General features: G+C 45.2%; 25 protein-coding genes. 23 read left to right on the top strand and 2 right to left on the bottom strand.

The window, feature by feature from the left end; all coding sequences use genetic code 11:
* The first annotated feature begins 39 nt into the window (after positions 1-39).
* The 22 genes from BCV39_RS13655 (at position 40) to glmU (ending at position 19354) form a co-directional block, all read left to right on the top strand.
* Entirely contained in the window at positions 40-711 is a 672-nt protein-coding gene (locus BCV39_RS13655; RefSeq protein WP_009848134.1) for an amino acid ABC transporter permease, read from the top strand.
* Positions 708-1445 (top strand): amino acid ABC transporter ATP-binding protein, encoded by a 738-nt coding sequence (locus tag BCV39_RS13660; RefSeq protein WP_048657813.1) that lies wholly within the window; start codon positions 708-710, stop codon positions 1443-1445. Before BCV39_RS13655 ends, BCV39_RS13660 begins: the two co-directional genes overlap by 4 nt.
* Positions 1446-1652: 207 nt before the next feature.
* Positions 1653-1787: a 50S ribosomal protein L34 gene (gene rpmH, locus BCV39_RS13665; RefSeq protein ID WP_004735800.1), complete on the top strand. Its 135-nt coding sequence runs from the start codon at positions 1653-1655 to the stop codon at positions 1785-1787.
* 45 nt (positions 1788-1832) lie between these two features.
* Positions 1833-2156, top strand: a complete 324-nt coding sequence (gene rnpA, locus BCV39_RS13670) for a ribonuclease P protein component (protein ID WP_017055478.1) — start codon at positions 1833-1835, stop codon at positions 2154-2156.
* On the top strand, positions 2123-2380 hold the full coding sequence (gene yidD, locus BCV39_RS13675) for a membrane protein insertion efficiency factor YidD (RefSeq protein WP_004735802.1): 258 nt from the start codon (positions 2123-2125) through the stop codon (positions 2378-2380). Before rnpA ends, yidD begins: the two co-directional genes overlap by 34 nt.
* Before the next feature lie 2 nt (positions 2381-2382).
* The gene (yidC, locus tag BCV39_RS13680) at positions 2383-4005 is read left to right on the top strand and encodes a membrane protein insertase YidC (RefSeq protein WP_048657814.1); all 1623 of its coding nucleotides are present in this window, start codon (positions 2383-2385) and stop codon (positions 4003-4005) included.
* 130 nt (positions 4006-4135) lie between these two features.
* On the top strand, positions 4136-5497 hold the full coding sequence (gene mnmE, locus BCV39_RS13685; RefSeq protein WP_048657844.1) for a tRNA uridine-5-carboxymethylaminomethyl(34) synthesis GTPase MnmE: 1362 nt from the start codon (positions 4136-4138) through the stop codon (positions 5495-5497).
* 50 nt (positions 5498-5547) lie between these two features.
* Positions 5548-5982 carry an FMN-binding protein MioC gene (mioC, locus tag BCV39_RS13690; RefSeq protein ID WP_102432941.1) on the top strand — a complete coding sequence of 145 codons (435 nt, stop codon included), beginning with the start codon at positions 5548-5550 and terminating at the stop codon, positions 5980-5982.
* 482 nt (positions 5983-6464) lie between these two features.
* Entirely contained in the window at positions 6465-8360 is a 1896-nt protein-coding gene (gene mnmG / locus BCV39_RS13700) for a tRNA uridine-5-carboxymethylaminomethyl(34) synthesis enzyme MnmG (protein WP_102432389.1), read from the top strand.
* Positions 8360-8992: a 16S rRNA (guanine(527)-N(7))-methyltransferase RsmG gene (gene rsmG / locus BCV39_RS13705; RefSeq protein WP_017107525.1), complete on the top strand. Its 633-nt coding sequence runs from the start codon at positions 8360-8362 to the stop codon at positions 8990-8992. Before mnmG ends, rsmG begins: the two co-directional genes overlap by 1 nt.
* 14 nt (positions 8993-9006) lie before the next feature.
* Positions 9007-9780, top strand: coding sequence for a ParA family protein (locus BCV39_RS13710; RefSeq protein ID WP_019825554.1), 774 nt, complete (start codon positions 9007-9009; stop codon positions 9778-9780).
* Positions 9781-9803: 23 nt separating this feature from the next.
* Positions 9804-10685 carry a ParB/RepB/Spo0J family partition protein gene (locus BCV39_RS13715; protein WP_048662696.1) on the top strand — a complete coding sequence of 294 codons (882 nt, stop codon included), beginning with the start codon at positions 9804-9806 and terminating at the stop codon, positions 10683-10685.
* Between the two features lie 192 nt (positions 10686-10877).
* Positions 10878-11267, top strand: coding sequence for a F0F1 ATP synthase subunit I (locus BCV39_RS13720; protein ID WP_017058798.1), 390 nt, complete (start codon positions 10878-10880; stop codon positions 11265-11267).
* 8 nt (positions 11268-11275) lie between these two features.
* Positions 11276-12073 carry a F0F1 ATP synthase subunit A gene (gene atpB, locus BCV39_RS13725; RefSeq protein WP_017632650.1) on the top strand — a complete coding sequence of 266 codons (798 nt, stop codon included), beginning with the start codon at positions 11276-11278 and terminating at the stop codon, positions 12071-12073.
* A 51-nt stretch (positions 12074-12124) separates the two neighbouring features.
* Positions 12125-12382 carry a F0F1 ATP synthase subunit C gene (atpE, locus tag BCV39_RS13730; RefSeq protein WP_004411110.1) on the top strand — a complete coding sequence of 86 codons (258 nt, stop codon included), beginning with the start codon at positions 12125-12127 and terminating at the stop codon, positions 12380-12382.
* 58 nt (positions 12383-12440) lie between these two features.
* Positions 12441-12911, top strand: coding sequence for a F0F1 ATP synthase subunit B (atpF, locus tag BCV39_RS13735; RefSeq protein ID WP_010433231.1), 471 nt, complete (start codon positions 12441-12443; stop codon positions 12909-12911).
* A gap of 15 nt (positions 12912-12926) precedes the next feature.
* The gene (gene atpH / locus BCV39_RS13740) at positions 12927-13460 is read left to right on the top strand and encodes a F0F1 ATP synthase subunit delta (protein ID WP_048618352.1); all 534 of its coding nucleotides are present in this window, start codon (positions 12927-12929) and stop codon (positions 13458-13460) included.
* Positions 13461-13473: 13 nt separating this feature from the next.
* Positions 13474-15015 carry a F0F1 ATP synthase subunit alpha gene (atpA, locus tag BCV39_RS13745; protein WP_010433235.1) on the top strand — a complete coding sequence of 514 codons (1542 nt, stop codon included), beginning with the start codon at positions 13474-13476 and terminating at the stop codon, positions 15013-15015.
* Positions 15016-15063: 48 nt separating this feature from the next.
* A complete protein-coding gene (atpG, locus tag BCV39_RS13750) occupies positions 15064-15930 on the top strand; it encodes a F0F1 ATP synthase subunit gamma (protein WP_016794171.1) in 867 nt (288 codons plus the stop codon).
* Positions 15931-15964: 34 nt separating this feature from the next.
* Entirely contained in the window at positions 15965-17368 is a 1404-nt protein-coding gene (gene atpD / locus BCV39_RS13755) for a F0F1 ATP synthase subunit beta (protein ID WP_048610850.1), read from the top strand.
* 18 nt (positions 17369-17386) lie between these two features.
* Entirely contained in the window at positions 17387-17809 is a 423-nt protein-coding gene (locus tag BCV39_RS13760; RefSeq protein ID WP_004735742.1) for a F0F1 ATP synthase subunit epsilon, read from the top strand.
* Between the two features lie 183 nt (positions 17810-17992).
* Positions 17993-19354: a bifunctional UDP-N-acetylglucosamine diphosphorylase/glucosamine-1-phosphate N-acetyltransferase GlmU gene (gene glmU, locus BCV39_RS13765; RefSeq protein ID WP_048662695.1), complete on the top strand. Its 1362-nt coding sequence runs from the start codon at positions 17993-17995 to the stop codon at positions 19352-19354.
* Positions 19355-19466: 112 nt separating this feature from the next.
* Here glmU and punC read toward each other — a convergent pair whose 3' ends face one another.
* Positions 19467-20678: a purine nucleoside transporter PunC gene (gene punC / locus BCV39_RS13770; protein WP_102432388.1), complete on the bottom strand. Its 1212-nt coding sequence runs from the start codon at positions 20676-20678 to the stop codon at positions 19467-19469.
* Between the two features lie 163 nt (positions 20679-20841).
* On the opposite strand from punC, the gene punR reads away from it, so the two are divergent.
* Positions 20842-21756 (top strand): DNA-binding transcriptional activator PunR, encoded by a 915-nt coding sequence (gene punR, locus BCV39_RS13775; RefSeq protein ID WP_048657821.1) that lies wholly within the window; start codon positions 20842-20844, stop codon positions 21754-21756.
* 99 nt (positions 21757-21855) lie between these two features.
* Here punR and ilvA read toward each other — a convergent pair whose 3' ends face one another.
* On the bottom strand, positions 21856-23400 hold the full coding sequence (gene ilvA / locus BCV39_RS13780; protein WP_102432387.1) for a threonine ammonia-lyase, biosynthetic: 1545 nt from the start codon (positions 23398-23400) through the stop codon (positions 21856-21858).

The following is a 23400-nucleotide window of genomic DNA, read 5'->3' on the forward strand; positions in this document are numbered from 1 at the left end:
ATATAGAACAACACTTCCAATAAAAATACGAGATAGATTATGGGATTTGACTTTAATTACATGCTAGAGCTGTTGCCGATACTACTAAAGTATTTAGGCACCACGATGGAGATGGCGACTTGGGGCTTGTTCTTTGCTCTGATCCTGTCTCTGATACTGGCGAATATTCGTGTATTCAAAATCCCAGTACTCGACCAACTGAGCCAGCTTTACATTAGCTTCTTCCGAGGCACACCACTGTTGGTGCAGCTGTTTCTCCTTTATTACGGCTTACCACAAGTCTTCCCGTGGATGGTTGGATTGGATGCCTTCAGCGCCGCTGTGATTGGCTTAACCCTGCACTTTGCCGCGTATATGGCAGAAAGTATTCGTGCCGCGATTATCGGTATTGATCGCAGCCAGATGGAAGCCAGCCTTTCGGTCGGTATGACAACCAGCCAAGCGATGCGCCGAGTGATCTTACCGCAAGCAACTCGCGTGGCACTGCCATCATTGATGAACTACTTCATCGACATGATCAAGTCGACTTCACTAGCCTTCACCCTAGGTGTCGCCGAAATCATGGCTAAAGCTCAGATGGAGGCTTCTTCTAGTTTCCGCTTCTTCGAGGCTTTCTTAGCGGTAGCGCTGATTTACTGGGGCGTGGTGGTTATCCTCACTCGTATTCAAATTTGGGCCGAAGTGAAACTGAATAAGGCGTATGTACGATGATCAAATTACAAAATATCCACAAGCAGTTTGGTGACACCGAAGTTTTGAAAGGGATCGACCTAGAAATCAAGCAAGGTGAGATAATTGTCATCATAGGTTCAAGTGGGACTGGTAAATCTACTTTACTGCGTTGTGTGAACTTTCTAGAGCAAGCCGATCAAGGCACTATTTCGATTGATGATATTAATGTCGATGCTCAGAAACACACCAAAGCAGAGGTGCTGGCACTGCGTCGTAAGACCGGTTTTGTGTTCCAAAACTATGCCCTGTTCGCTCACCAAACCGCGAGACAGAATATTGCTGAAGGTTTAATTACCGTTCGTGGTTGGAAAAAGCAGCAAGCCCATGAAAAAGCACAACAAATACTTGATGATATTGGCTTGGGAGACAAAGGTGAGAGCTACCCAGCCGCGCTCTCTGGTGGCCAGCAACAACGGGTGGGTATTGGCCGTGCAATGGCACTACAACCCGAGCTTTTACTGTTTGATGAGCCGACTTCAGCGCTCGATCCTGAGTGGGTTGGCGAAGTTCTTAACCTAATGAAAAAACTGGCAAATCAGCATCAAACCATGCTGGTGGTTACCCATGAAATGCAGTTCGCTAGAGAGGTCGCAGACCGAGTTATCTTCATGGCTGACGGCCATATTGTTGAGCAGGGATCTCCACAGGATATTTTTGGTAATCCACAGGATCCTAAATTAAAAAAATTCTTAAATAAGGTTGGGATCGACTAAGGATCCTTGTGATTTTAGTTATTCTACGTATAATCCCCCGACCGGAATTTTAGTTAACCCAATCATTGACACTTTTTGTGACAGTGATTACAATTCCGCCTCTTTGTTGAGAGGCGTCGGTTTTCCTTTCTTATATAAAGAAGAGAAAAAATGCCCACGCCGGGTTTAACAAAAACCTAAAACTACTGATCAGTAAGGTAATTACAAATGAAACGCACTTTTCAACCTACAGTTCTAAAGCGTAAGCGTACTCACGGTTTCCGTGCTCGCATGGCTACTAAGAACGGTCGCGCAACAATCAATGCACGTCGTGCAAAAGGCCGTAAGCGTCTTTCTAAGTAATCTTTGATTATTTTGAATAAGCTAGCCTTCGGTCGGGAGTTACGCTTGTTAACTCCCGAACATTATCAAAATGTCTTCAAGCAAGCTCATCGAGCTGGCTCCCCTCATTTCACCATCATTGCCCGAAATAACTCTCTTTCAAATCCTCGTCTTGGATTAGCCGTTCCGAAAAAGCAGATTAAAACCGCCGTGGGTCGTAATCGATTCAAGCGTCTTACTCGTGAAAGCTTTCGTAACACTCAACACAAACTTCCTAACAAAGATTTTGTTGTAATCGCTAAGAAGAGCGCGCAAGATTTAAGCAATGAAGAAATGTTCAAGCTACTCGACAAATTATGGCTTCGCCTGTCTCGCCCTTCGCGTGGATAGCGCTAATACCCATCTATTTTTATAGATGGTTTATTAGTCCACTCATCGGCCCACGCTGCCGATTTACTCCAACCTGCTCTTTATATGCGATAGAAGCGTTGAAAGCTCACGGTTTTGTAAAAGGGTGTTGGTTATCAGGCAAACGTCTATTAAAATGCCATCCTTTGAACGAAGGGGGCTTTGACCCCGTTCCACCAGTCCAAAAACAAGACAGAGATAAATAACGATGGATTCTCAACGTAATATCCTGTTAATCGCATTGGCTTTGGTTTCTTTCCTACTGTTCCAACAATGGAACGTAGCTCAGAATCCAGCACCACAAGCGGTTGAGCAGGCACAATCTGGCAGCACCCTACCAGCGCCATCTTATGCAGATGATCTAGACCCGGCTCCTGGTCAAGTTTCTTCTTCTGCTAAAACTATCACAGTAACAACTGATGTACTGACTCTGTCAATTGATACGGTTGGTGGTGATGTCGTTAAAGCAAACCTAAACGATTACTCTGCTGAGTTCGATTCTGAAGACACTTTTGTTCTTCTTAAAAACGAACCTGGTCACCAATTTATCGCTCAAAGCGGTCTAGTGGGTCCTCAAGGTATCGATTTAAGCAGCACAAACCGCCCAAGCTATACAGTTTCAGCAGACAGCTTCACGCTTGCTGATGGTCAGGATGAACTACGCATCCCAATGACTTACCAAGCGAACGGCCTTGATTACACAAAAACATTCGTACTTAAACGCGGAAGCTACGCGATTGACGTTGAATACGATGTAATTAACAACTCTGGCAATAACGCAACATTCGGCATGTACGCTCACCTACGTCAAAACGTTATGGATGACGGTGGTAGCCTAACAATGCCAACTTACCGTGGTGGTGCTTACTCTACGGAAGATACGCGTTACAAAAAATACAGCTTCGACGATATGCAAGATCGCAACCTGTCTCTTAACCTAGCAAACGGTCAAGGTTGGGCAGCGATGATTCAGCACTACTTTGCAAGTGCTTGGATTCCACGCGACGAAGCAGGCAGCAACCTTTACACTCGTGTCATTGGTAACCTTGGCGACATCGGTGTTCGCATGCCGAACAAAACCATTGCTACTGGCGACGAAGCAAGCTTCAAAGCAACGCTTTGGGTTGGTCCTAAACTTCAAGACCAAATGGCTGCTGTTGCACCAAACCTAGACCTAGTAGTTGACTACGGTTGGTTATGGTTCATTGCTAAACCACTTCATACTCTGCTTTCATTCATTCAAGGCATCGTTGTGAACTGGGGTCTGGCAATCATCTGTCTAACTTTCATCGTTCGTGGTGCTATGTACCCACTAACGAAAGCTCAGTACACGTCTATGGCGAAAATGCGTATGCTTCAGCCTAAGCTGACTGCAATGCGTGAGCGTATTGGCGACGACCGCCAACGCATGAGCCAAGAAATGATGGAGCTTTACAAGAAAGAGAAAGTAAACCCACTAGGTGGCTGTTTACCTATCCTTCTGCAAATGCCTATCTTCATTTCGCTATACTGGGCACTAATGGAGTCTGTTGAACTGCGTCACTCACCGTTCTTCGGTTGGATTACTGACCTTTCTGCACAAGACCCATACTACATCTTGCCACTTCTGATGGGTGCTTCAATGTTCCTAATCCAGAAGATGAGCCCGACAACTGTAACGGATCCAATGCAGCAGAAGATCATGACCTTTATGCCGGTTATGTTCACATTCTTCTTCCTGTTCTTCCCTTCAGGTCTAGTTCTATACTGGCTAGTATCGAACATCGTAACTCTGATTCAGCAAACGCTTATCTACCGCGCGCTGGAAAAGAAAGGCTTACATTCTAAGTAAGTTCGATAATAGAAAGAGATAAAGAAAGGCGACCAAAAGGTCGCCTTTTTGTTTTTAGCTGATTACAATTCAGCTAATTGATTAATCGTGAGCGCCCCTTTTTGGCTTTCACATGCTAGCAGGCACAACTATGACTACAGATACGATTGTTGCTCAAGCGACTGCACCCGGCCGTGGCGGCGTCGGTATTATTCGCGTTTCAGGCCCACAAGCAGCCCAAGTTGCGCTTGAAGTTACCGGCAAAGTACTGAAACCACGTTACGCTGAGTACACCCCTTTTAAATCTCACGATGGTTTAGAGCTAGACCAAGGTATCGCGCTTTACTTTCCTAACCCGCACTCGTTTACTGGCGAAGACGTATTAGAGCTACAAGGCCACGGTGGTCCTGTGGTAATGGATATGCTCATCAAACGCATCCTTGCGATTCCAGGGCTACGCGCAGCACGCCCAGGTGAGTTCTCGGAGCGTGCCTTCTTGAACGATAAGATGGATCTAACCCAAGCAGAAGCGATTGCCGACCTCATTGATGCCAGTTCAGAAGAAGCGGCGAAATCAGCCCTGCAATCGCTGCAAGGTGAGTTCTCAAAACGCATTAATACGCTGGTGGACTCTCTGATTCACTTACGCATCTATGTTGAAGCCGCTATCGACTTCCCAGAAGAAGAGATTGATTTCCTTGCTGACGGTAAAGTAAGTGCTGACTTACAAGCTATCATCGACAATCTCGAAGCGGTTCGCCAAGAAGCCAATCAAGGTGCCATTATGCGTGAAGGCATGAAGGTGGTGATTGCAGGTCGTCCTAATGCCGGTAAGTCGAGCTTACTGAATGCATTATCGGGTAAAGACTCCGCGATTGTGACTGATATTGCTGGTACCACCCGTGATGTACTGCGTGAACATATCCATATTGATGGTATGCCACTGCACATTATTGATACCGCAGGCCTGCGTGAAGCCTCGGATGAAGTCGAAAAAATCGGTATTGAACGCGCTTGGGAAGAAATTACTCAAGCCGATCGCGTTTTATTTATGGTCGATGGCACCACTACCGATGCAACCGACCCGAAAGATATCTGGCCCGATTTCGTTGATCGTCTGCCGAATAATATCGGAATGACCGTGATTCGTAACAAAGCCGATCAAACAGGTGAAGATCTCGGAATTTGCCATGTTAATGATCCAACTCTGATTCGACTATCAGCAAAGACTGGGCAAGGCGTTGATGCACTGCGTAATCATTTAAAAGATTGCATGGGCTTTGCGGGTGGCAATGAAGGTGGCTTCATGGCACGTCGTCGCCACTTAGATGCCCTAGAACGCGCATCTGAGCACCTAGATATTGGTCAGCAACAGTTAGAAGGCTATATGGCAGGTGAAATCTTGGCAGAGGAGCTGCGTATAACGCAGCAACACCTTAATGAGATTACGGGTGAGTTCAGCTCCGATGACCTACTCGGCCGTATCTTCACCTCTTTCTGTATTGGTAAATAACCCTTAAAGGCCGGCTCATGCTGGCCTTTTTCTTTAGTAAGGACAGCTTAATGATCCACATTATTACAGGTAGCACCTTAGGTGGTGCTGAGTACGTTGGCGATCACCTTAATGATCTTCTTGAAGAACAAGGTCATGAGATAACCCTTCATAATCAGCCTGAATACGATGATATCCCCCAACAAGGCTTTTGGTTGCTGGTGACTTCAACTCATGGTGCGGGTGAATTTCCAGATAATATTAAGCCGTTTATTGACGCATTGACCCAGCAATCTCCAGATTTAAGCCAGATTCGCTTTGCTGTCGTGGCGCTGGGTGATTCGAGTTACGATACCTTCTGTTTAGCGGGAAAATCAGTCCACAGCCAGATGAAAGAGCTCGGTGCTCAGCCTATTTCTGACTGTTTTACTATCGATGTATTGGAAACTCCGGTACCAGAAGACGCAGCAGAAGCCTGGTTTAACGATCATAGCGACCAGTTTTAACCTCTCTCTTTTCTCAAAAAGCGGCTTATGCCGCTTTTTTTGTCTCTGAACATCGCGATTGTGAATAACTTTTTTTCAAAAACATCGAAAATTAGCGATCTATTTTCAATTTCTGCTGTGGATAAGATCATACATATACGGTGATTAACCTATAGTTATCCAAATAACAAGTTTTAGGTTAATTTCCTCCTGTGAATAAGTAGCCATTTTGATCCCAGCTAATCCTCATCCTGATCAAAGTTAGATCACATCATTTGATCCAAAAAAGATCCATGATCTCGTTGATCATTTTCGACTTATCCACAGATACCCTCGATCCTAATAATAAATCTAATAAAAGATCTCCTTAAAGATCTTATCTATATTAATTAAAAACAGCTTTTTCGAAAAATCCCAAAAACGTTTTCTCAGGCTATGAAAACAGGTAGAATATCGCTCCTTTTTATCAATCTAGAAAACGTTTGAATACCTGAGGTCGGTTCATGCTTTATCACGAAAAATTTGACGTCATCGTTGTTGGTGGTGGCCATGCAGGAACGGAAGCCGCACTCGCATCTGCACGTACTGGTCAAAGTACGTTATTACTTACTCATAATATCGATACACTAGGACAAATGTCTTGTAACCCAGCCATTGGCGGGATCGGTAAGGGCCACTTGGTAAAAGAGGTCGATGCAATGGGTGGATTAATGGCGCAAGCTATTGATCATGCAGGTATTCAGTTCAGAACATTGAATGCATCAAAAGGCCCTGCGGTTCGTGCTACTCGTGCACAAGCTGACCGCGCACTTTACAAAGCCTTTGTTCGCAACGTTCTTGAAAACACGCCAAACCTGACTTTGTTCCAACAGTCGGTTGATGACTTGATCGTTGAACAGGATCAAGTGGTAGGTGTGGTTACACAAATGGGCCTTAAGTTCCGCGCAAGCGCTGTGGTTCTGACTGTGGGCACATTCCTAGGCGGCAAGATCCATATTGGTATGGAAAGTTCTTCGGGCGGCCGTGCTGGCGATCCACCATCGATCGCACTGGCTGACCGTCTTCGTGATCTTCCATTCCGAGTTGATCGCCTGAAAACAGGTACACCTCCTCGTATCGATGCGCGTAGCGTTGATTTTTCTGAGCTTGAGGTTCAGCACGGTGATAACCCGACACCTGTTTTCTCGTTCATGGGTAGCCGAGCTCAACAACCTCGTCAAATTCCATGTTACATCACGCATACCAATGAAAATACGCATGACGTGATTCGCGCCAACCTTGAGCGCAGCCCGATGTACGCAGGTGTGATTGAAGGAATTGGTCCTCGTTACTGTCCTTCGATTGAAGACAAAGTAATGCGTTTTGCTGACAAGAACAGTCACCAAATTTTTATTGAGCCCGAAGGTCTAACGACTCATGAGCTATACCCGAATGGTATCTCTACCAGTCTGCCGTTTGATGTACAGGTTCAAATTGTTCGTTCGATGAAGGGTTTTGAAAATGCTCATATCGTTCGCCCTGGCTATGCGATTGAGTACGATTTCTTTGATCCTCGCGACCTTAAGCTGACTTACGAAACTAAGTTTATCAAAGGTCTATTCTTCGCGGGTCAAATCAACGGTACCACTGGCTACGAAGAAGCAGCAGCACAAGGCCTGATGGCGGGTCTGAACGCAAGTTTGTTTACTCAAGGCAAAGAAGGCTGGAGTCCGCGTCGTGACCAAGCTTACATGGGCGTGCTTATTGACGACTTATCTACCATGGGTACCAAAGAACCTTACCGCATGTTTACGTCTCGTGCGGAATACCGTTTGCTGCTTCGTGAAGACAATGCCGATATCCGCTTGACTGAAAAGTCGCGTGAACTTGGCCTAGTCGACGATGCTCGTTGGGCTCGTTTCAACGAGAAGATGGAAAACATGGAGAAAGAGCGTCAACGTCTGAAAGAGACTTGGATTAACCCAAAATCTGAAGATATTGATCAACTGAACCAAATTCTTAAAACACCAATGTCTCGTGAAGCGAGCGGTGAAGATCTTCTTCGTCGTCCTGAAATGACTTATTCACAGTTAACTGCATTGGATCGTTTTGGTCCTGCACTGGAAGATCAACAAGCATCTGAGCAAGTTGAGATCCAAGTGAAGTACGATGGTTACATTCAGCGCCAACAAGACGAAATTGAAAAATCACTGCGTCATGAAAACACCAAACTGCCTGCTGATATCGATTACAGCAAGGTAAAAGGACTTTCTAACGAAGTGGTTCTTAAATTAACGACAGCTAAGCCTGACTCAATTGGTATTGCTTCGCGAATTTCAGGTATCACACCTGCAGCAATCTCAATTCTATTGGTTTACTTGAAAAAACACGGCCTGTTGAAAAAAGGTGAGGAAGCATAATGAGCGTATTACGCGAAAAACTGGATCACCTGATTGGCCAGACTGAACTTGAAGTATCTGAAAAGCAACGTGGCCAGTTGGTTGGCTACGTTGAGTTACTGAATAAGTGGAACAAAGCTTATAACCTAACGTCAGTTCGTGACCCGCAAGAAATGATGGTGAAACATATCTTAGATAGCATCATTGTTAGCACTCACTTACAAGGTAAGCGCTTTATCGATGTTGGCACGGGGCCTGGTCTTCCTGGGATTCCGCTCTCAATCATGAATCCAGACTGCGAGTTTTACTTGCTAGACAGCTTAGGTAAGCGTATTCGTTTTATCAAACAGGTGATTCATGAGCTGGGTATCGACAACGTGGTACCGGTTCAAAGTCGCGTTGAAGAATTTCAACCAGAAGAAAAGTTTGATGCAGTGCTCAGTCGTGCATTTGCGTCAATGACAGACATGGTAGAGTGGTGTCACCATTTACCTAAAGAGCAATCCGGTGTATTTTTGGCTCTTAAGGGACAACATCCTAGAGACGAAATCGACCTGTTACCTGAATGGTGTTCAGTGACAGACATTAAAGCTTTGCAAGTGCCAGAGCTTGATGGAGAGCGTCATCTAGTTACTTTATCGCGTCAGGGATAATCAGCGAGGCCATAGTGGGTAGAATCGTAGCAATTGCCAACCAAAAGGGCGGCGTAGGAAAAACAACAACTTGCATTAATTTAGCAGCATCAATGGCGGCAACAAAACGCAAGATATTGGTTGTTGACCTCGATCCTCAAGGTAATGCCACTATGGCGAGCGGTGTCGACAAGTATCAAGTTGAAGCAACTGCTTACGATTTGTTGGTTGAAGACACCCCATTTGATGAGGTAGTTTGCCGGAGTACATCTGGCAATTATGACCTCATCGCCGCTAACGGTGATGTTACTGCGGCAGAAATCAAGCTGATGGAAGTGTTTGCTCGTGAAGTTCGTTTAAAAAATGCACTCGAATCCATTCGCAATAACTATGATTTCATCTTTATTGATTGCCCACCCTCATTAAACCTTCTTACAATCAACGCGATGGCTGCGGCCGACTCCGTATTGGTTCCTATGCAATGTGAATACTTTGCTTTGGAAGGTTTGACTGCATTGATGGATACCATCAGTAAGCTAGCGGCTGTTGTAAACGAGAACCTGAAGATCGAAGGTCTTCTGCGTACTATGTACGATCCTCGCAACCGCTTATCGAACGAAGTATCTGATCAACTCAAAAAACACTTTGGTAGCAAAGTCTACCGAACTGTGATCCCTAGAAATGTGCGTCTGGCAGAAGCCCCGAGTCACGGCAAGCCAGCAATGTACTACGACAAATATTCCGCAGGAGCTAAGGCTTACCTTGCTCTTGCTGGCGAAATGTTGCGTCGTGAAGAAGTCCCAGTATAGGTCCAACCAAAGGAATTCGCTCAATGTCTAAGCGTGGTTTAGGAAAAGGGCTAGATGCATTGCTTGCAACTAGCTCATTGGCTCGTGAAAAACAGCAAGTTGCTTCTCATAGTCAGGCGTTGTCGGCTGATGGTGAGCTTATTGAACTGGCTGTTGGTTGCTTGAAGCCTGGTGTATATCAACCGCGTAAGGATATTGCGCCTGAAGCGCTAGAAGAGCTGGCAGCATCAATTCAATCTCAAGGCATTATCCAACCGATCGTAGTTCGCCCATTGGCGCACGACCAGTTCGAGATTATTGCTGGTGAACGTCGTTGGAGAGCGGCTCGTCAAGCTGGCCTTAAACAAGTGCCATGTTTGGTCAAGAGAGTCGAAGACAAAGCCGCTATCGCGATGGCGTTGATTGAGAATATTCAGCGTGAAGATCTGAATGTTATCGAAGAAGCACAAGCGCTAGAGCGCCTACAGAACGAATTTGAGCTGACACACCAACAAGTCGCTGATGTGATCGGTAAATCGAGAGCAACGGTGAGTAACTTATTACGTCTAAATCAGCTCGAAAATGAAGTGAAAGGTTTAGTTTCCAATAAACAACTGGAAATGGGGCATGCTCGAGCACTGCTTGCGCTTGAAGGTGATACCCAGGTTGAAGCAGCAAATACTGCGGCAACCAAAAAAATGACCGTGCGTCAAACTGAGCAACTTGTCAAAAAGTGTTTAAAACCAGACGTTGAAGCTGAATCGAAGCCTGAAGACACAGAAGCTATCGAACTTTCACGAAGACTCACGGAAAAATTGCAAGCAAACGTTTCAGTTACTCGTTCTGTTAGTGGTAAGTCAAAAGTGACGATTACTCTTGATGAGCCTCACAAATTAGAGCAACTTATTGCTAAACTAGAGTACTAAATGAGATAATTGATTTAGGTCAATTATGTAATAAACAAGTAATTTCGTACAAAAGTTGTCGGTTTGTATGCAAAAATGTAAATGATTGCTGCGTTGTTATTGCAATCAATTTGGCTGAACGTATAATTTTCGCCAATTTCTCAGCACGCTTTTAAGCGAGTAGTAAAGAAGGCTTAAAAGAGGAACGAATACATGGTAGCGGCGTTAGCAAGACCAGGACGAGTGCTTGCAAAGCAAATGTTATTGATCGAGCTTAGCGCGGTTATATTAGTGGCGATAGGGTTAGGTTTAGCTGTTAATCCTGATTGGGGTTTTGCTGCATTAATCGGTGGCGGTATTTTTGTCATCGCAAATGCAGTTTTTTGTGTGTGTGCTTTCCTATTTAGTGGAGCTCGTGCAACTAAGTTAGTTGCGGCGTCGTTCTATGCAGGCGAAGCGCTAAAAATCCTTATCACAGTTTTACTATTCTCTATTGTCTACATGTATATGCAGGTGGAATTAGTTCCCCTCAAACTGACCTATTTACTGGTTCTAGGTATTAATATCTTTGCGCCAGTGCTTTTCATTAACAATAAAAAATAGGATGAGTTATGGCTGCGCCAACAGCATCCGGATACATTGAACACCACTTACAAAACCTTTCTTTAGCTAAGTTTGGTCTTGTAGAGGAGACAAGTTTCTGGAACGTACATATAGACAGTCTGTTTTTTTCGGTGTTGACAGGGATGTTATTCCTTTGGGTTTTTCGCTCAGTCGCTAAGAAAGCAACAGTAGGTGTACCTGGTAAGCTTCAGTGTTTTGTTGAAATGGTAGTGGAATTCGTTGGTGACAACGTTAAAGAAACTTTCCATGGCCGCAACCCTCTGATTGCCCCACTAGCACTGACTATATTCTGCTGGATTATCTTAATGAACTTGATGGACCTAGTGCCTATCGATTTCTTACCATATCCTGCAGAGCATTGGCTAGGTATCCCTTACTTGAAAGTGGTTCCTACAGCTGATGTAAATATAACAATGGCAATGGCTTTAGGTGTTTTTGCTCTGATGATCTACTACAGCATCAAAGTGAAAGGTCTAGGCGGATTTGCTAAAGAATTGGCACTGCATCCATTTAATCACCCAATCATGATTCCATTTAACTTGGTACTTGAGGTAATTTCGTTATTAGCGAAGCCACTATCTCTAGGTATGCGTTTATTTGGTAATATGTTTGCGGGTGAGGTGGTGTTTATTCTTATCGCGGCAATGCTACCGTGGTACTTACAATGGGTAGGTGCACTACCTTGGGCTATCTTCCATATCTTGGTTATTTTGATTCAAGCGTTTGTTTTCATGATGTTGACAATCGTTTACTTATCAATGGCTCATGAAGATAGTGATCACTAAAAAAAATTTTTAAGCTTTATTCTAACTATTAATGTTAATCGGAGAACGTAAATGGAAACTGTACTAAGTTTTTCAGCAATCGCTGTTGCTATTATTGTTGGTCTTTGTGCCGTAGGTACTGCAATTGGTTTTGCTATTCTTGGTGGTAAATTCCTAGAAGGCGCTGCGCGTCAACCTGAAATGGCTCCAATGCTACAAGTTAAGATGTTCATCATCGCTGGTCTACTGGATGCTGTTCCAATGATCGGTATCGTAATCGCACTACTATTCACGTTTGCTAACCCATTTGTTGGTCAACTAGCAGGCTAATTAACTCTCAATAGTTAATTAAATTTTTGTAGTTGATTCTTAACGAGGGGTAGCTGTTGTGAATATGAACGCAACTCTGTTAGGTCAAGCAATTGCTTTTTCATTGTTTGTTTGGTTCTGCATGAAATATGTATGGCCACCAATCATGCAAGCAATTGAAGAACGTCAGAAAAAAATTGCTGACGGTCTAGTAGCCGCTGAACGCGCTGCTAAAGACTTGAACCTGGCACAAGCCAACGCTTCTGAGCAAATGAAAGAAGCAAAGCGCACTGCAACTGAGGTTATTGATCAGGCAAACAAACGTAAAGCTCAAATTATTGATGAAGCACGCGAAGAAGCTCAGGCAGAACGCCAGAAAATCTTAGCGCAAGCTGAAGCAGAAATTGAAGCAGAGCGTACACGTGCCCGTGATGACCTGCGCAAACAAGTCGCAACTCTGGCTATAGCTGGTGCTGAGAAAATCCTTGAACGTACAATCGATAAAGATGTACACGATGATCTTCTTAACAACATTACTGCAAAACTTTAAAGCAAGGGGCTGTATATGTCTGATTTGACTACAATCGCACGCCCCTATGCTAAAGCAGCGTTTGACTTTGCGGTAGATAAAGGTGAGCTAGACCAATGGGGTCAGATGCTTACTTTTGCTGCCGAAGTGGCACAAAATGATGATGTTCATAATTTATTAAGCGGTTCTATGACTGCTGAAAAATTAGCTGAAGTATTCATTGTAATTTGTGGCGAACAATTTGATGAATTCGGTCAGAACTTAATTAAAGTGATGGCAGAGAATGGCCGCTTAATGGCTTTTCCTGATGTTTGTAAAGAGTTCTTTATACTCAAAAAAGAGTATGAGAAAGAGATCGACGTTGAAGTTACTTCAGCGGTAGAACTTTCTGAAGAACAATGCGCAGAGATCAGCAGCAAATTGGAACAGCGCTTAGCGCGCAAAGTTCAGCTGAATTGCAGTATAGATGAGACTCTACTTAGTGGAGTTATTATTCGAGCCGGAGACCTAGTCATCGATAACTCAGCGCGCAGTCGTTTAGACCGCCTGAGCGATGCATTGCAGTCTTAATGGGGATTGGAGCATGCAACTTAATTCCACTGAAATTAGCGATCTAATTAAACAACGTATTGAATCTTTCGACGTTGTTAGTGAAGCTCGCAATGAAGGTACTATCGTTTCTGTAAGCGATGGCATCCTTAGCATCCACGGCCTAGCGGACGTGATGCAAGGTGAAATGATCGAACTACCGGGTGGCCGTTACGCTCTAGCACTAAACTTGAACCGTGATTCGGTTGGTGCTGTTGTAATGGGCCCGTATGCTGACCTACAGGAAGGCATGAAAGTTACAGGTACTGGTCGTATTCTAGAAGTACCAGTAGGTCCTGAAATGCTTGGTCGTGTTGTAAACACGCTAGGTGAGCCAATTGATGGTAAAGGTCCAATCGAAGCTAAATTGACTTCGCCTGTAGAAATTATCGCACCAGGTGTAATCGACCGTAAATCGGTAGATCAACCTGTTCAAACTGGTTACAAGTCTGTTGACTCAATGATCCCTATCGGTCGTGGTCAACGTGAACTAGTAATCGGTGACCGTCAGACTGGTAAAACAGCAATGGCGATCGATGCGATTATTAACCAAAAAGATTCTGGTATTTTCTCTATCTACGTAGCTATCGGCCAAAAAGCGTCGACTATTGCTAACGTAGTTCGCAAACTAGAAGAGCACGGCGCACTAGCAAACACTGTTGTTGTTGTTGCATCTGCTTCTGAATCTGCAGCGCTGCAATACCTTGCACCGTATGCTGGTTGTGCGATGGGCGAATACTTCCGTGATCGCGGTGAAGATGCACTGATTGTTTATGATGATCTATCTAAGCAAGCTGTAGCTTACCGTCAAATCTCGCTACTACTTAAGCGTCCACCAGGTCGTGAAGCGTTCCCAGGTGATGTTTTCTACCTTCACTCTCGTCTACTAGAGCGTGCTGCTCGTGTAAGCGAAGCATACGTAGAAAAATTCACTAACGGCGAAGTGACAGGCAAGACTGGTTCTTTAACTGCTCTTCCTATCATCGAAACGCAAGCTGGTGACGTATCTGCATTCGTACCAACGAACGTAATCTCGATTACTGATGGTCAGATCTTCCTACAAACTGAGCTATTCAACGCGGGCGTACGTCCAGCTGTTGATCCAGGTATCTCAGTTTCTCGTGTAGGTGGTTCGGCGCAGACTAAAATCATCAAGAAGCTATCTGGCGGTATCCGTACTGCTCTAGCTCAATACCGTGAACTTGCAGCATTTGCTCAGTTCTCTTCGGATCTTGATGAAGCGACTAAGAAGCAGCTAGACCACGGTCAAAAAGTTACAGAACTGATGAAGCAGAAGCAATACGCTCCTATGTCTGTATTTGACCAAGCTCTAGTAATCTTCGCTGCAGAGCGTGGATACCTTCAAGACGTTGAACTTTCTAAAGTTCTAGATTTTGAAGCTGCTTTACTGTCGTTTGCTCGTGGTCAATATGCCGATCTAGCAACACAGATCGACACAACGGGTGCTTTCAATAAAGAAATCGAAGCTGAGCTGAAGAAGCTTGTTGACGATTTCAAGGCAACCCAGACCTGGTAATTGGTAGGTGGTCTTAGGGCCACCTCATACCATTAACGGAGAGTAACGATGGCCGGCGCAAAAGAGATACGTAATAAAATCGGTAGTGTTAAAAGCACACAGAAGATTACGAAAGCAATGGAAATGGTAGCAGCTTCAAAAATGCGTCGTTCTCAAGACGCAATGGAAGCTACTCGTCCATATGCAGAAACAATGCGTAAAGTGATCGGTCATTTGGCTAATGGTAGCCTCGAGTATAAGCATCCTTATCTTGAGGAACGTGAAGCCAAACGTGTTGGTTACATCATCGTTTCTACAGACCGTGGTCTTTGTGGTGGTTTGAACATTAACTTGTTCAAGAAAGCCATGAACGACATGAAAGATTGGTCTGAGAAAGGTGCTGACGTTGAACTTGCAATTGTAGGTTCTAAAGCGACAGCATTTTTCAATAACAGCGGCGCGAAAGTAGCAGCTCAAGTTTCTGGTCTGGGCGATCGTCCAAGCCTTGAAGACTTGATTGGCTCTGTAAGCGTTATGCTGAAGAAATATGATGAAGGCGAATTAGATCGCCTGTTCGTAGTGTTCAACAAGTTTGAAAACACTATGGTTCAAGAACCAACGATCGATCAATTACTTCCTTTGCCTAAATCAGATAGCGAAGAAATGAAACGCAGTCATTCTTGGGACTACATTTATGAGCCCGAGCCAAAACCACTACTAGATGCACTATTGGTTCGCTATGTCGAATCTCAAGTGTACCAAGGTGTGGTAGAGAACCTTGCTTGTGAGCAAGCGGCTCGAATGATTGCAATGAAATCAGCAACAGATAACGCTGGTGACATTATTGATGACTTAGAACTTGTGTATAACAAAGCGCGTCAAGCGGCGATTACACAAGAACTTTCTGAGATCGTTTCAGGCGCAGCTGCGGTTTAAGCTTAGGTAAAACTAAATAGTTAGAGGATTAACGATGGCTACAGGTAAGATCGTACAGATCATCGGTGCGGTAGTCGACGTAGAGTTCCCACAGGGTGAAGTACCTCGTGTATACGACGCTCTGAATGTTAATGAAGTACAAGAACGTCTAGTTCTTGAAGTTCAGCAACAACTTGGCGGTGGCGTAGTTCGCGCAATCGTAATGGGTAGCTCTGATGGTTTACGTCGTGGTTTGACAGTTGAAAATACTGGCGCTCCAATCTCAGTACCAGTAGGTACTAAGACATTGGGTCGTATCATGAACGTCCTAGGTGACGCGATTGATGAGTGTGGTGAAATCGGTGCTGAAGAGCATTACGCAATTCACCGTGAAGCTCCAAGCTACGAAGAGCAGTCTAACGAGACAGCTCTTCTAGAAACTGGTGTTAAAGTAATCGACTTGATTTGTCCATTTGCTAAGGGTGGTAAAATCGGTCTATTCGGTGGTGCTGGTGTAGGTAAGACCGTTAACATGATGGAACTTATCAACAACATCGCACTTCAACACTCAGGCCTATCTGTATTTGCAGGTGTAGGTGAGCGTACTCGTGAAGGTAACGATTTCTACTTTGAGATGCAGGAAGCAGGTGTTGTAAACATCGAAAAACCTGAAGAATCAAAAGTAGCGATGGTTTACGGTCAGATGAACGAGCCACCAGGTAACCGTCTACGTGTTGCACTGACTGGTCTAACAATGGCAGAGCGCTTCCGTGACGAAGGTCGTGACGTTCTACTGTTCGTTGATAACATCTACCGTTACACACTAGCAGGTACTGAAGTATCAGCACTTCTAGGTCGTATGCCTTCTGCGGTAGGTTACCAACCTACACTAGCTGAAGAAATGGGTGTTCTACAAGAGCGTATCACGTCAACTAAATCTGGTTCTATCACGTCTGTACAGGCGGTATACGTACCAGCGGATGACTTGACTGACCCGTCTCCAGCAACAACGTTCGCTCACTTGGATGCAACGGTTGTACTTAACCGTAACATCGCATCTATGGGTCTTTACCCAGCGATCGACCCGCTAGATTCTACTTCACGTCAACTGGATCCATTGGTAGTTGGACAAGAGCACTACGACATCGCTCGTGGCGTTCAGTCTACTCTTCAGCGCTATAAAGAGCTGAAAGATATCATTGCTATCCTAGGTATGGACGAGCTATCTGAAGAAGATAAGCAAGTTGTATCTCGTGCTCGTAAGATTGAGAAGTTCCTAACTCAGCCTTACCACGTAGCGGAAGTATTTACAGGTGACCCAGGCGTTTACGTACCTCTTAAAGAGACTCTACGTGGCTTCCAAGGTCTTCTATCTGGTGAATACGATGACATTCCAGAGCAAGCGTTCATGTACTGTGGTGCAATTGACGAAGCTATCGAGAATGCTAAGAAGCTATAAGGCTAACTAGGAGGCGATATGGCAGCAATAACCTTTCACCTAGACGTTGTAAGCGCAGAGAAACAAATTTTCTCAGGCCTTGTTGAGACGTTTCAGGTGACCGGTAGTGAGGGTGAGCTTGGTATTTTCCATGGTCATACTCCACTGCTGACCGCTATCAAGCCTGGTATGGTGCGTATTGTTAAGCAGCACGGCCACGAAGAAATCATTTATGTTTCTGGTGGTATGGTAGAAGTTCAGCCTGGTACAGCGACTGTACTGGCTGATACAGCTATCCGTGGTGAAGAGCTAGACGCAGCAAAGGCGGAAGAAGCTAAACGCAAGGCTGTGGAGAATATCCAAAATCAGCATGGCGACATAGACTTCGCACAAGCGGCCGGTGAACTGGCTAAAGCCATTGCTCAGTTACGAGTTATCGAACTGACAAAACAGCGTCGTTAATCTTTTTTAAGATTATAGACTCTGAGATAAAGGCGACCTAAGGGTCGCCTTTTTGCATTTTTAGATTCTCAAAAATGCTTCTTTTACGTATCACTACTGGTTAAATGGTTATTGCGATTTAATTTTTTGGCCAAAAACGGTTACAATATCGGCTTAATAAAAATAACGTTGGATAGGTTTACAATGAAGTTTAGCGCGGTAATTCTCGCGGCGGGCAAAGGCACTCGCATGTATTCAAACACACCAAAGGTTCTGCACACACTTGCAGGTAAGCCAATGGTGAAGCATGTTATTGATACCTGTAATGGTTTAGGCGCTCAAAATATCAACCTGGTTTACGGCCACGGTGGTGATCAGATGAAGGCTACTCTAGCTGAAGAATCTGTAAATTGGGCACTGCAAGCTGAACAGCTAGGTACAGGCCACGCGGTGGATCAAGCATCTGCACATTTCGCTGATGATGAAAAAGTATTGGTACTGTACGGTGATGTTCCACTGATCTCACCTGAAACCATTGAAAACCTATTAGACGCCCAACCAAACGGTGGCATCGCGCTACTTACGGTCGTGTTAGACAACCCAATGGGCTACGGACGTATTATTCGTCGTAATGGCCCTGTTGTGGCTATCGTTGAGCAGAAAGATGCAACCGATGAGCAGAAGCTTATCAAAGAGATCAACACCGGCGTTATGGTTGCTACTGGTGGTGATCTGAAGCGTTGGTTGTCTGGCCTAAGTAACGACAACGCACAAGGCGAATACTACCTGACTGACGTTATTGCTGCGGCTCACGATGAAGGTCGTGCAGTTGAAGCTGTACACCCAGTAAGCCCAATTGAAGTGGAAGGCGTGAACGACCGCTCTCAACTTGCTCGTCTAGAGCGCGCTTACCAAGCTGAGCAAGCTGATAAGCTATTGAAGCAAGGCGTAATGCTTCGCGACCCAAGCCGTTTTGATCTGCGTGGTGAACTGCAGTGCGGTATGGATGTTGAGATTGATACTAATGTTATCATCGAAGGCAGCGTAAGCATTGGCGACAACGTGGTTATCGGCACCGGTTGTGTCTTGAAAGACTGTGAGATCGATGACAACACCATCGTGCGTCCATACAGCGTAATTGAAGGTGCAACGGTCGGTGAAGACTGTACGGTTGGTCCTTTTACTCGTCTACGTCCTGGCGCTGACATGCGTAATAACTCGCACGTCGGTAACTTCGTAGAAGTGAAAAATACTTGTCTTGGTGAGGGTTCGAAAGCGAACCACTTAACGTATCTAGGCGATGCTGAAATTGGCCAGCGTGTAAACGTGGGTGCGGGTGCAATTACTTGTAACTACGATGGCGCGAATAAGTTTAAGACCATCATTGGCGACGACGTATTCGTTGGTTCAGATAGCCAATTAATAGCGCCTGTTACGATTGGTAATGGTGCTACCGTTGGTGCTGGCTCTACAGTAACGCGCGATGTTTCTGAAAATGAGTTAGTTATCAGCCGTGCTAAAGAACGTAAGATTGCTGATTGGAAACGTCCAACTAAGAAAAAGTAGTCCCGTAATAAACAAGATGATTTAGTTAGAGCTACTGGTTTCTTTCTAAATAGCCATCGATATAAAAAAAGAGCGAGTAATCTCGCTCTTTTTGTTTTCGTTAACTTAGGAACTAGTCTTGTTTCTCGTCAGCGACCACTCGAGAGTTGTCTGGTGTCGCGAAGTGTTCAGAAAGCTCTTTGTTCGAAACAATATAGCCAACCCACAATGCACCTAAACAAATCACAACTGCAATACCCGTTGCGCTTAGTGCTTGGCTAGCCATTGCCGCGACCAATGCACTTGATAGGCCACTGATACTGATTTGCAGACTATTTTGTAGACCAGCAGCTGTTGCTGGGCTTTGCTTGGCACTTGATAGGGCACGGTTTACTACGATTGGGTAAAGTGCGCCATTTGCTACAGCAATCAAACAGAAAGGTGCAAGTAGAGGCCAGATTGACGTTAGTTCCCACTGTGATGCGATGAAGATAAGCATTGCAGCAACACTGAACAAACCAATCAGATTTCTTAGCACCACGCCATCTCCATACTTCTTCACCGCTTGCTTACCGAAGTAACCACCCGCCATGAATGCGATCGTTTGTGGGATGAAGCTCAAACCGATGTCTTTTGCTTCATAACCTAGCTGAGCCATGATTTCTGGCATACCGGTTAGGTAAGCGAAGAACGCTGCTGAAGCTGATGCAAACATCAATACATTACCCATGTAAGGCTTTGATTTAATAAGTGTCTTAATGTCTGTTTTGATCGATGTTTGTTTTACCTCTGGCGCTTCTTTCGGTTGAGCCATCGTTGTTGCTACCAACAGTGCACCCATCAAGGTCAATGTGATGAAGATACTGTGCCAGCCAAAGCTATCCGCCAGTAATACACCTAATTGAGGTGCTAGTGCAGGAGATAACGCAACCAAAGGCATGATGGTTGCAAAAATTTGCTGGCTGCTACTTTGCGAATAACGCTTGATAACCATCGCTTGCCAGATTACCGCAGGCGCACATACACCGATTGCTTGAATGAATCGTAGTGTCAGTAGGTGCCATACCTCGGTGCTGAATGCTAAGCCGAATGAAGCTGCCGTAAAGATCACAAGACCAACCGCCAGCGTATTGCGGTGACCATACTTGTCACTTGCCAGACCCCAAAGAAGCTGACCCATTGCCATACCGCCAAGGAATACGGTTAGAGATAGAGCAATCTGCTCCGGGCCGGTTGCGAAATCAACTTCCATTGCCTTAAATGCAGGAAGGTACATATCGGTCGCAATAAAGCCAAGCATTGAAAGAACAGCAAGGTAGACCAATTGAAATTTAGAAATATTCATAAGATGCCATTAAGCTAAAGGTAGTGATGTTTTTATCATCAAAAAAATTGTTTGATATACAGAAGTGAAAGCCCCTGTTTATTTATGCTGACATTCTATTTTTCAGACCTGATAAAATAAAACGCTAAAATATGTGGTTATCAATCAAAAAATTTGAAGGCTTATGTTCTCTAAATCCTCTTTAGAAATGCTCGACACAGTGGCGCGCTTGGGTAGTTTTACCGCAGCTGCTGAACAATTGCACAAAGTACCGTCGGCGATCAGCTACGGTGTTAGACAGGTTGAGCAAGAACTGGATGTTTTACTTTTCAGACGTTTACCAAGAAAGGTAGAGCTGACACCAGCTGGTGAGTTGTTCATTGAAGAGGCTCGTGCATTGCTGAGACAGATGGAAGAGGTCAGTGCTCAGACTCGACGAGCAGCGCGTGGTTGGAAGAAAACTTTGCGTCTAACGCTCGATAACGTGGTTAAGCTCGATAAGATGAAGCCGATGATTGAAGAGTTCTACCAAACCTTTGAGTTTGCAGAGCTCCAGATCAACATGGAGGTGTTCAACGGCTCTTGGGAAGCCATTGCACAGGGCAGAGCGGATATTGTGATTGGTGCTACTTCTGCGATTCCAGTTGGTGGTGACTTTGAGGTAAAAGACATGGGGCGCTTAGATTGGGCGTTTGTGATGTCGCCAAGTCACCCATGTGTACGAGAGCAAAACCTCAATGAAGAATTCGTGAGTCAGTTCCCTGCAATCTGTTTGGATGACACCTCTAGCGTACTGCCTAAACGCCACACCGGCCATTATGGCAACCAAAGGCGCTTGTTGTTACCTAACTGGTATAGTGCGATTGAGTGCCTTAAGAATGGTGTTGGAGTGGGCTACATGCCAAGACATATCGCTGCTCCTATTATTGAGCAGGGTTTGCTGGTGGAGAAAATCTTGCCTGAACCAAGCCCGCAGAGCCATTGTTGTTTGGTGTGGCGAAAAGACGATAACCATAAATTGATCGAATGGATGGTGAAGTACCTAGGATCGAGTGAGCAACTTCACCAAGATTGGTTGGATCATCGTAAGGCGATCTAATGATCGATTTGAAAGTGATCTTTTGGGTGCTTGGCCTGAATTGTCGCCAATAAAAAGAGCGAGTAAAAACTCGCTCTTTTTGGTTCGATAGCTTAACTCTTAAGACAAGAAGAACTTGTAAGAAGGGTTATCGGTTTCGTCTTTACACTGATAGCCAAGCTCTCGTAGGTGTGTCGAGAACTGAGCCAAATCATCATCACCAAGTTCGAAGCCACACAATACGCGACCGTAATCGGCGCCGTGGTTACGATAATTGAACAGGCTGATATTCCAGTGAGTACCTAAGGTATCAAGGAATTTAATCAATGCACCTGGATATTCTGGAAACTCGAAGCTGTACAGACGTTCTTGCAGTGGCTTCGATGGTTTGCCGCCAATCATGTAGCGAATGTGCAGTTTTGCCATCTCATCATCAGACAGATCGACAACTGGGTAGCCGCCTTCACGTAGGTCATTAATGATGTGATCGAGCTCTTCTTGACCACCTTGCAGACGTACACCAACGAAGATATTCGCTAGGCTTTCGTCGTTGTGGCGGTAGTTAAACTCCGTCACCGCTCGGCCGCCAATAATATTACAGAACTCTAGGAATGCACCTTGTCGCTCTGGAATAGTCACCGCAAGTAGACCTTCTCGTTTTTCGCCCAACTCACAACGTTCAGACACATAGCGCAAACCGTGGAAGTTGGTGTTAGCACCAGACAGTACCGTTGCCAGTTGCTTGCTTTGCAGTTGGTTCTGCTCAGCAAACTTCTTGAGACCAGCCAGAGCCAGCGCTCCCGAAGGTTCAGCAATCGCACGAGTGTCTTCAAAGATGTCTTTTACCGCAGAGCAGATCTCATCGCTAGACACGGCAATATGACCATCGATGTACTGTTGGCATAGGCGGAAGGTCTCTTCGCCAATGCGCTTAACCGCAACGCCATCTGCAAACATGCTGACCTGATCCAGTACCACTGGCTCACCGGCATCGAGAGCTGCTTTCAAGCAAGATGAGTCTTCTGGTTCAACCGCGATGACTTTAATTTCTGGCATCAGCTGTTTAACCAGCACAGCAACACCAGCAGCTAAACCACCGCCACCAACAGGCACAAAGATGTAATCCATGTGACCATTCTGCTGCAGCATCTCCATGCCCATAGTGCCTTGTCCAGCGATCACCAATGGGTGATCAAATGGAGGCACAAAGGTGTAGCCGTGTTCAGCAGAAAGGCGTTCAGCCTCTGCCTTCGCTTCATCAAAGTTGCTGCCGTGCAGAACCACGTTACCGCCAAAGCCACGTACCGCATCAACCTTGATATCAGGAGTGGTTTTTGGCATCACAATCGTGGTTTGAATACCAAGTTTAGAACCGGACAGCGCCATACCTTGAGCGTGGTTACCCGCCGATGCAGCAATCACACCAGCAGCTTTCTGTTGCTCTGAAAGGCTTGATACCATGTTGTAGGCACCACGTAGCTTGAACGAGTGGACCGGCTGACGGTCTTCTCGTTTAAGCTGAACCTGATTACCAATGCGCGCGCTTAAACGCGGCATCTCTTGCAGAGGTGTTACGATTGCCGCTTCGTAAACCGGCGCTCTCAGGATCTGACGCAGATAGTCTGCGCCAGTTTGTTTTTTGGGGCTGGAGGTGTCATCACTCAT

Source organism: Vibrio sp. 10N.286.55.E10 (assembly GCF_002872555.1).
GTDB lineage: Bacteria > Pseudomonadota > Gammaproteobacteria > Enterobacterales > Vibrionaceae > Vibrio > Vibrio crassostreae.

What these genes read in the sequence shown, in the direction of transcription:
- BCV39_RS13655 (WP_009848134.1), top strand. Translation starts at nt 40, where the DNA reads ATGGGATTTGACTTTAATTACATGCTAGAGCTGTTGCCGATACTACTA.
- BCV39_RS13660 (WP_048657813.1), top strand. Translation starts at nt 708, where the DNA reads ATGATCAAATTACAAAATATCCACAAGCAGTTTGGTGACACCGAAGTT.
- rpmH (WP_004735800.1), top strand. Translation starts at nt 1,653, where the DNA reads ATGAAACGCACTTTTCAACCTACAGTTCTAAAGCGTAAGCGTACTCAC.
- yidD (WP_004735802.1), top strand. Translation starts at nt 2,123, where the DNA reads ATGGCTTCGCCTGTCTCGCCCTTCGCGTGGATAGCGCTAATACCCATC.
- yidC (WP_048657814.1), top strand. Translation starts at nt 2,383, where the DNA reads ATGGATTCTCAACGTAATATCCTGTTAATCGCATTGGCTTTGGTTTCT.
- mnmE (WP_048657844.1), top strand. Translation starts at nt 4,136, where the DNA reads ATGACTACAGATACGATTGTTGCTCAAGCGACTGCACCCGGCCGTGGC.
- mioC (WP_102432941.1), top strand. Translation starts at nt 5,548, where the DNA reads ATGATCCACATTATTACAGGTAGCACCTTAGGTGGTGCTGAGTACGTT.
- mnmG (WP_102432389.1), top strand. Translation starts at nt 6,465, where the DNA reads ATGCTTTATCACGAAAAATTTGACGTCATCGTTGTTGGTGGTGGCCAT.
- rsmG (WP_017107525.1), top strand. Translation starts at nt 8,360, where the DNA reads ATGAGCGTATTACGCGAAAAACTGGATCACCTGATTGGCCAGACTGAA.
- BCV39_RS13715 (WP_048662696.1), top strand. Translation starts at nt 9,804, where the DNA reads ATGTCTAAGCGTGGTTTAGGAAAAGGGCTAGATGCATTGCTTGCAACT.
- BCV39_RS13720 (WP_017058798.1), top strand. Translation starts at nt 10,878, where the DNA reads ATGGTAGCGGCGTTAGCAAGACCAGGACGAGTGCTTGCAAAGCAAATG.
- atpB (WP_017632650.1), top strand. Translation starts at nt 11,276, where the DNA reads ATGGCTGCGCCAACAGCATCCGGATACATTGAACACCACTTACAAAAC.
- atpE (WP_004411110.1), top strand. Translation starts at nt 12,125, where the DNA reads ATGGAAACTGTACTAAGTTTTTCAGCAATCGCTGTTGCTATTATTGTT.
- atpH (WP_048618352.1), top strand. Translation starts at nt 12,927, where the DNA reads ATGTCTGATTTGACTACAATCGCACGCCCCTATGCTAAAGCAGCGTTT.
- atpA (WP_010433235.1), top strand. Translation starts at nt 13,474, where the DNA reads ATGCAACTTAATTCCACTGAAATTAGCGATCTAATTAAACAACGTATT.
- atpG (WP_016794171.1), top strand. Translation starts at nt 15,064, where the DNA reads ATGGCCGGCGCAAAAGAGATACGTAATAAAATCGGTAGTGTTAAAAGC.
- atpD (WP_048610850.1), top strand. Translation starts at nt 15,965, where the DNA reads ATGGCTACAGGTAAGATCGTACAGATCATCGGTGCGGTAGTCGACGTA.
- BCV39_RS13760 (WP_004735742.1), top strand. Translation starts at nt 17,387, where the DNA reads ATGGCAGCAATAACCTTTCACCTAGACGTTGTAAGCGCAGAGAAACAA.
- glmU (WP_048662695.1), top strand. Translation starts at nt 17,993, where the DNA reads ATGAAGTTTAGCGCGGTAATTCTCGCGGCGGGCAAAGGCACTCGCATG.
- punC (WP_102432388.1), bottom strand. Translation starts at nt 20,678, where the DNA reads ATGAATATTTCTAAATTTCAATTGGTCTACCTTGCTGTTCTTTCAATG.
- punR (WP_048657821.1), top strand. Translation starts at nt 20,842, where the DNA reads ATGTTCTCTAAATCCTCTTTAGAAATGCTCGACACAGTGGCGCGCTTG.
- ilvA (WP_102432387.1), bottom strand. Translation starts at nt 23,400, where the DNA reads ATGAGTGATGACACCTCCAGCCCCAAAAAACAAACTGGCGCAGACTAT.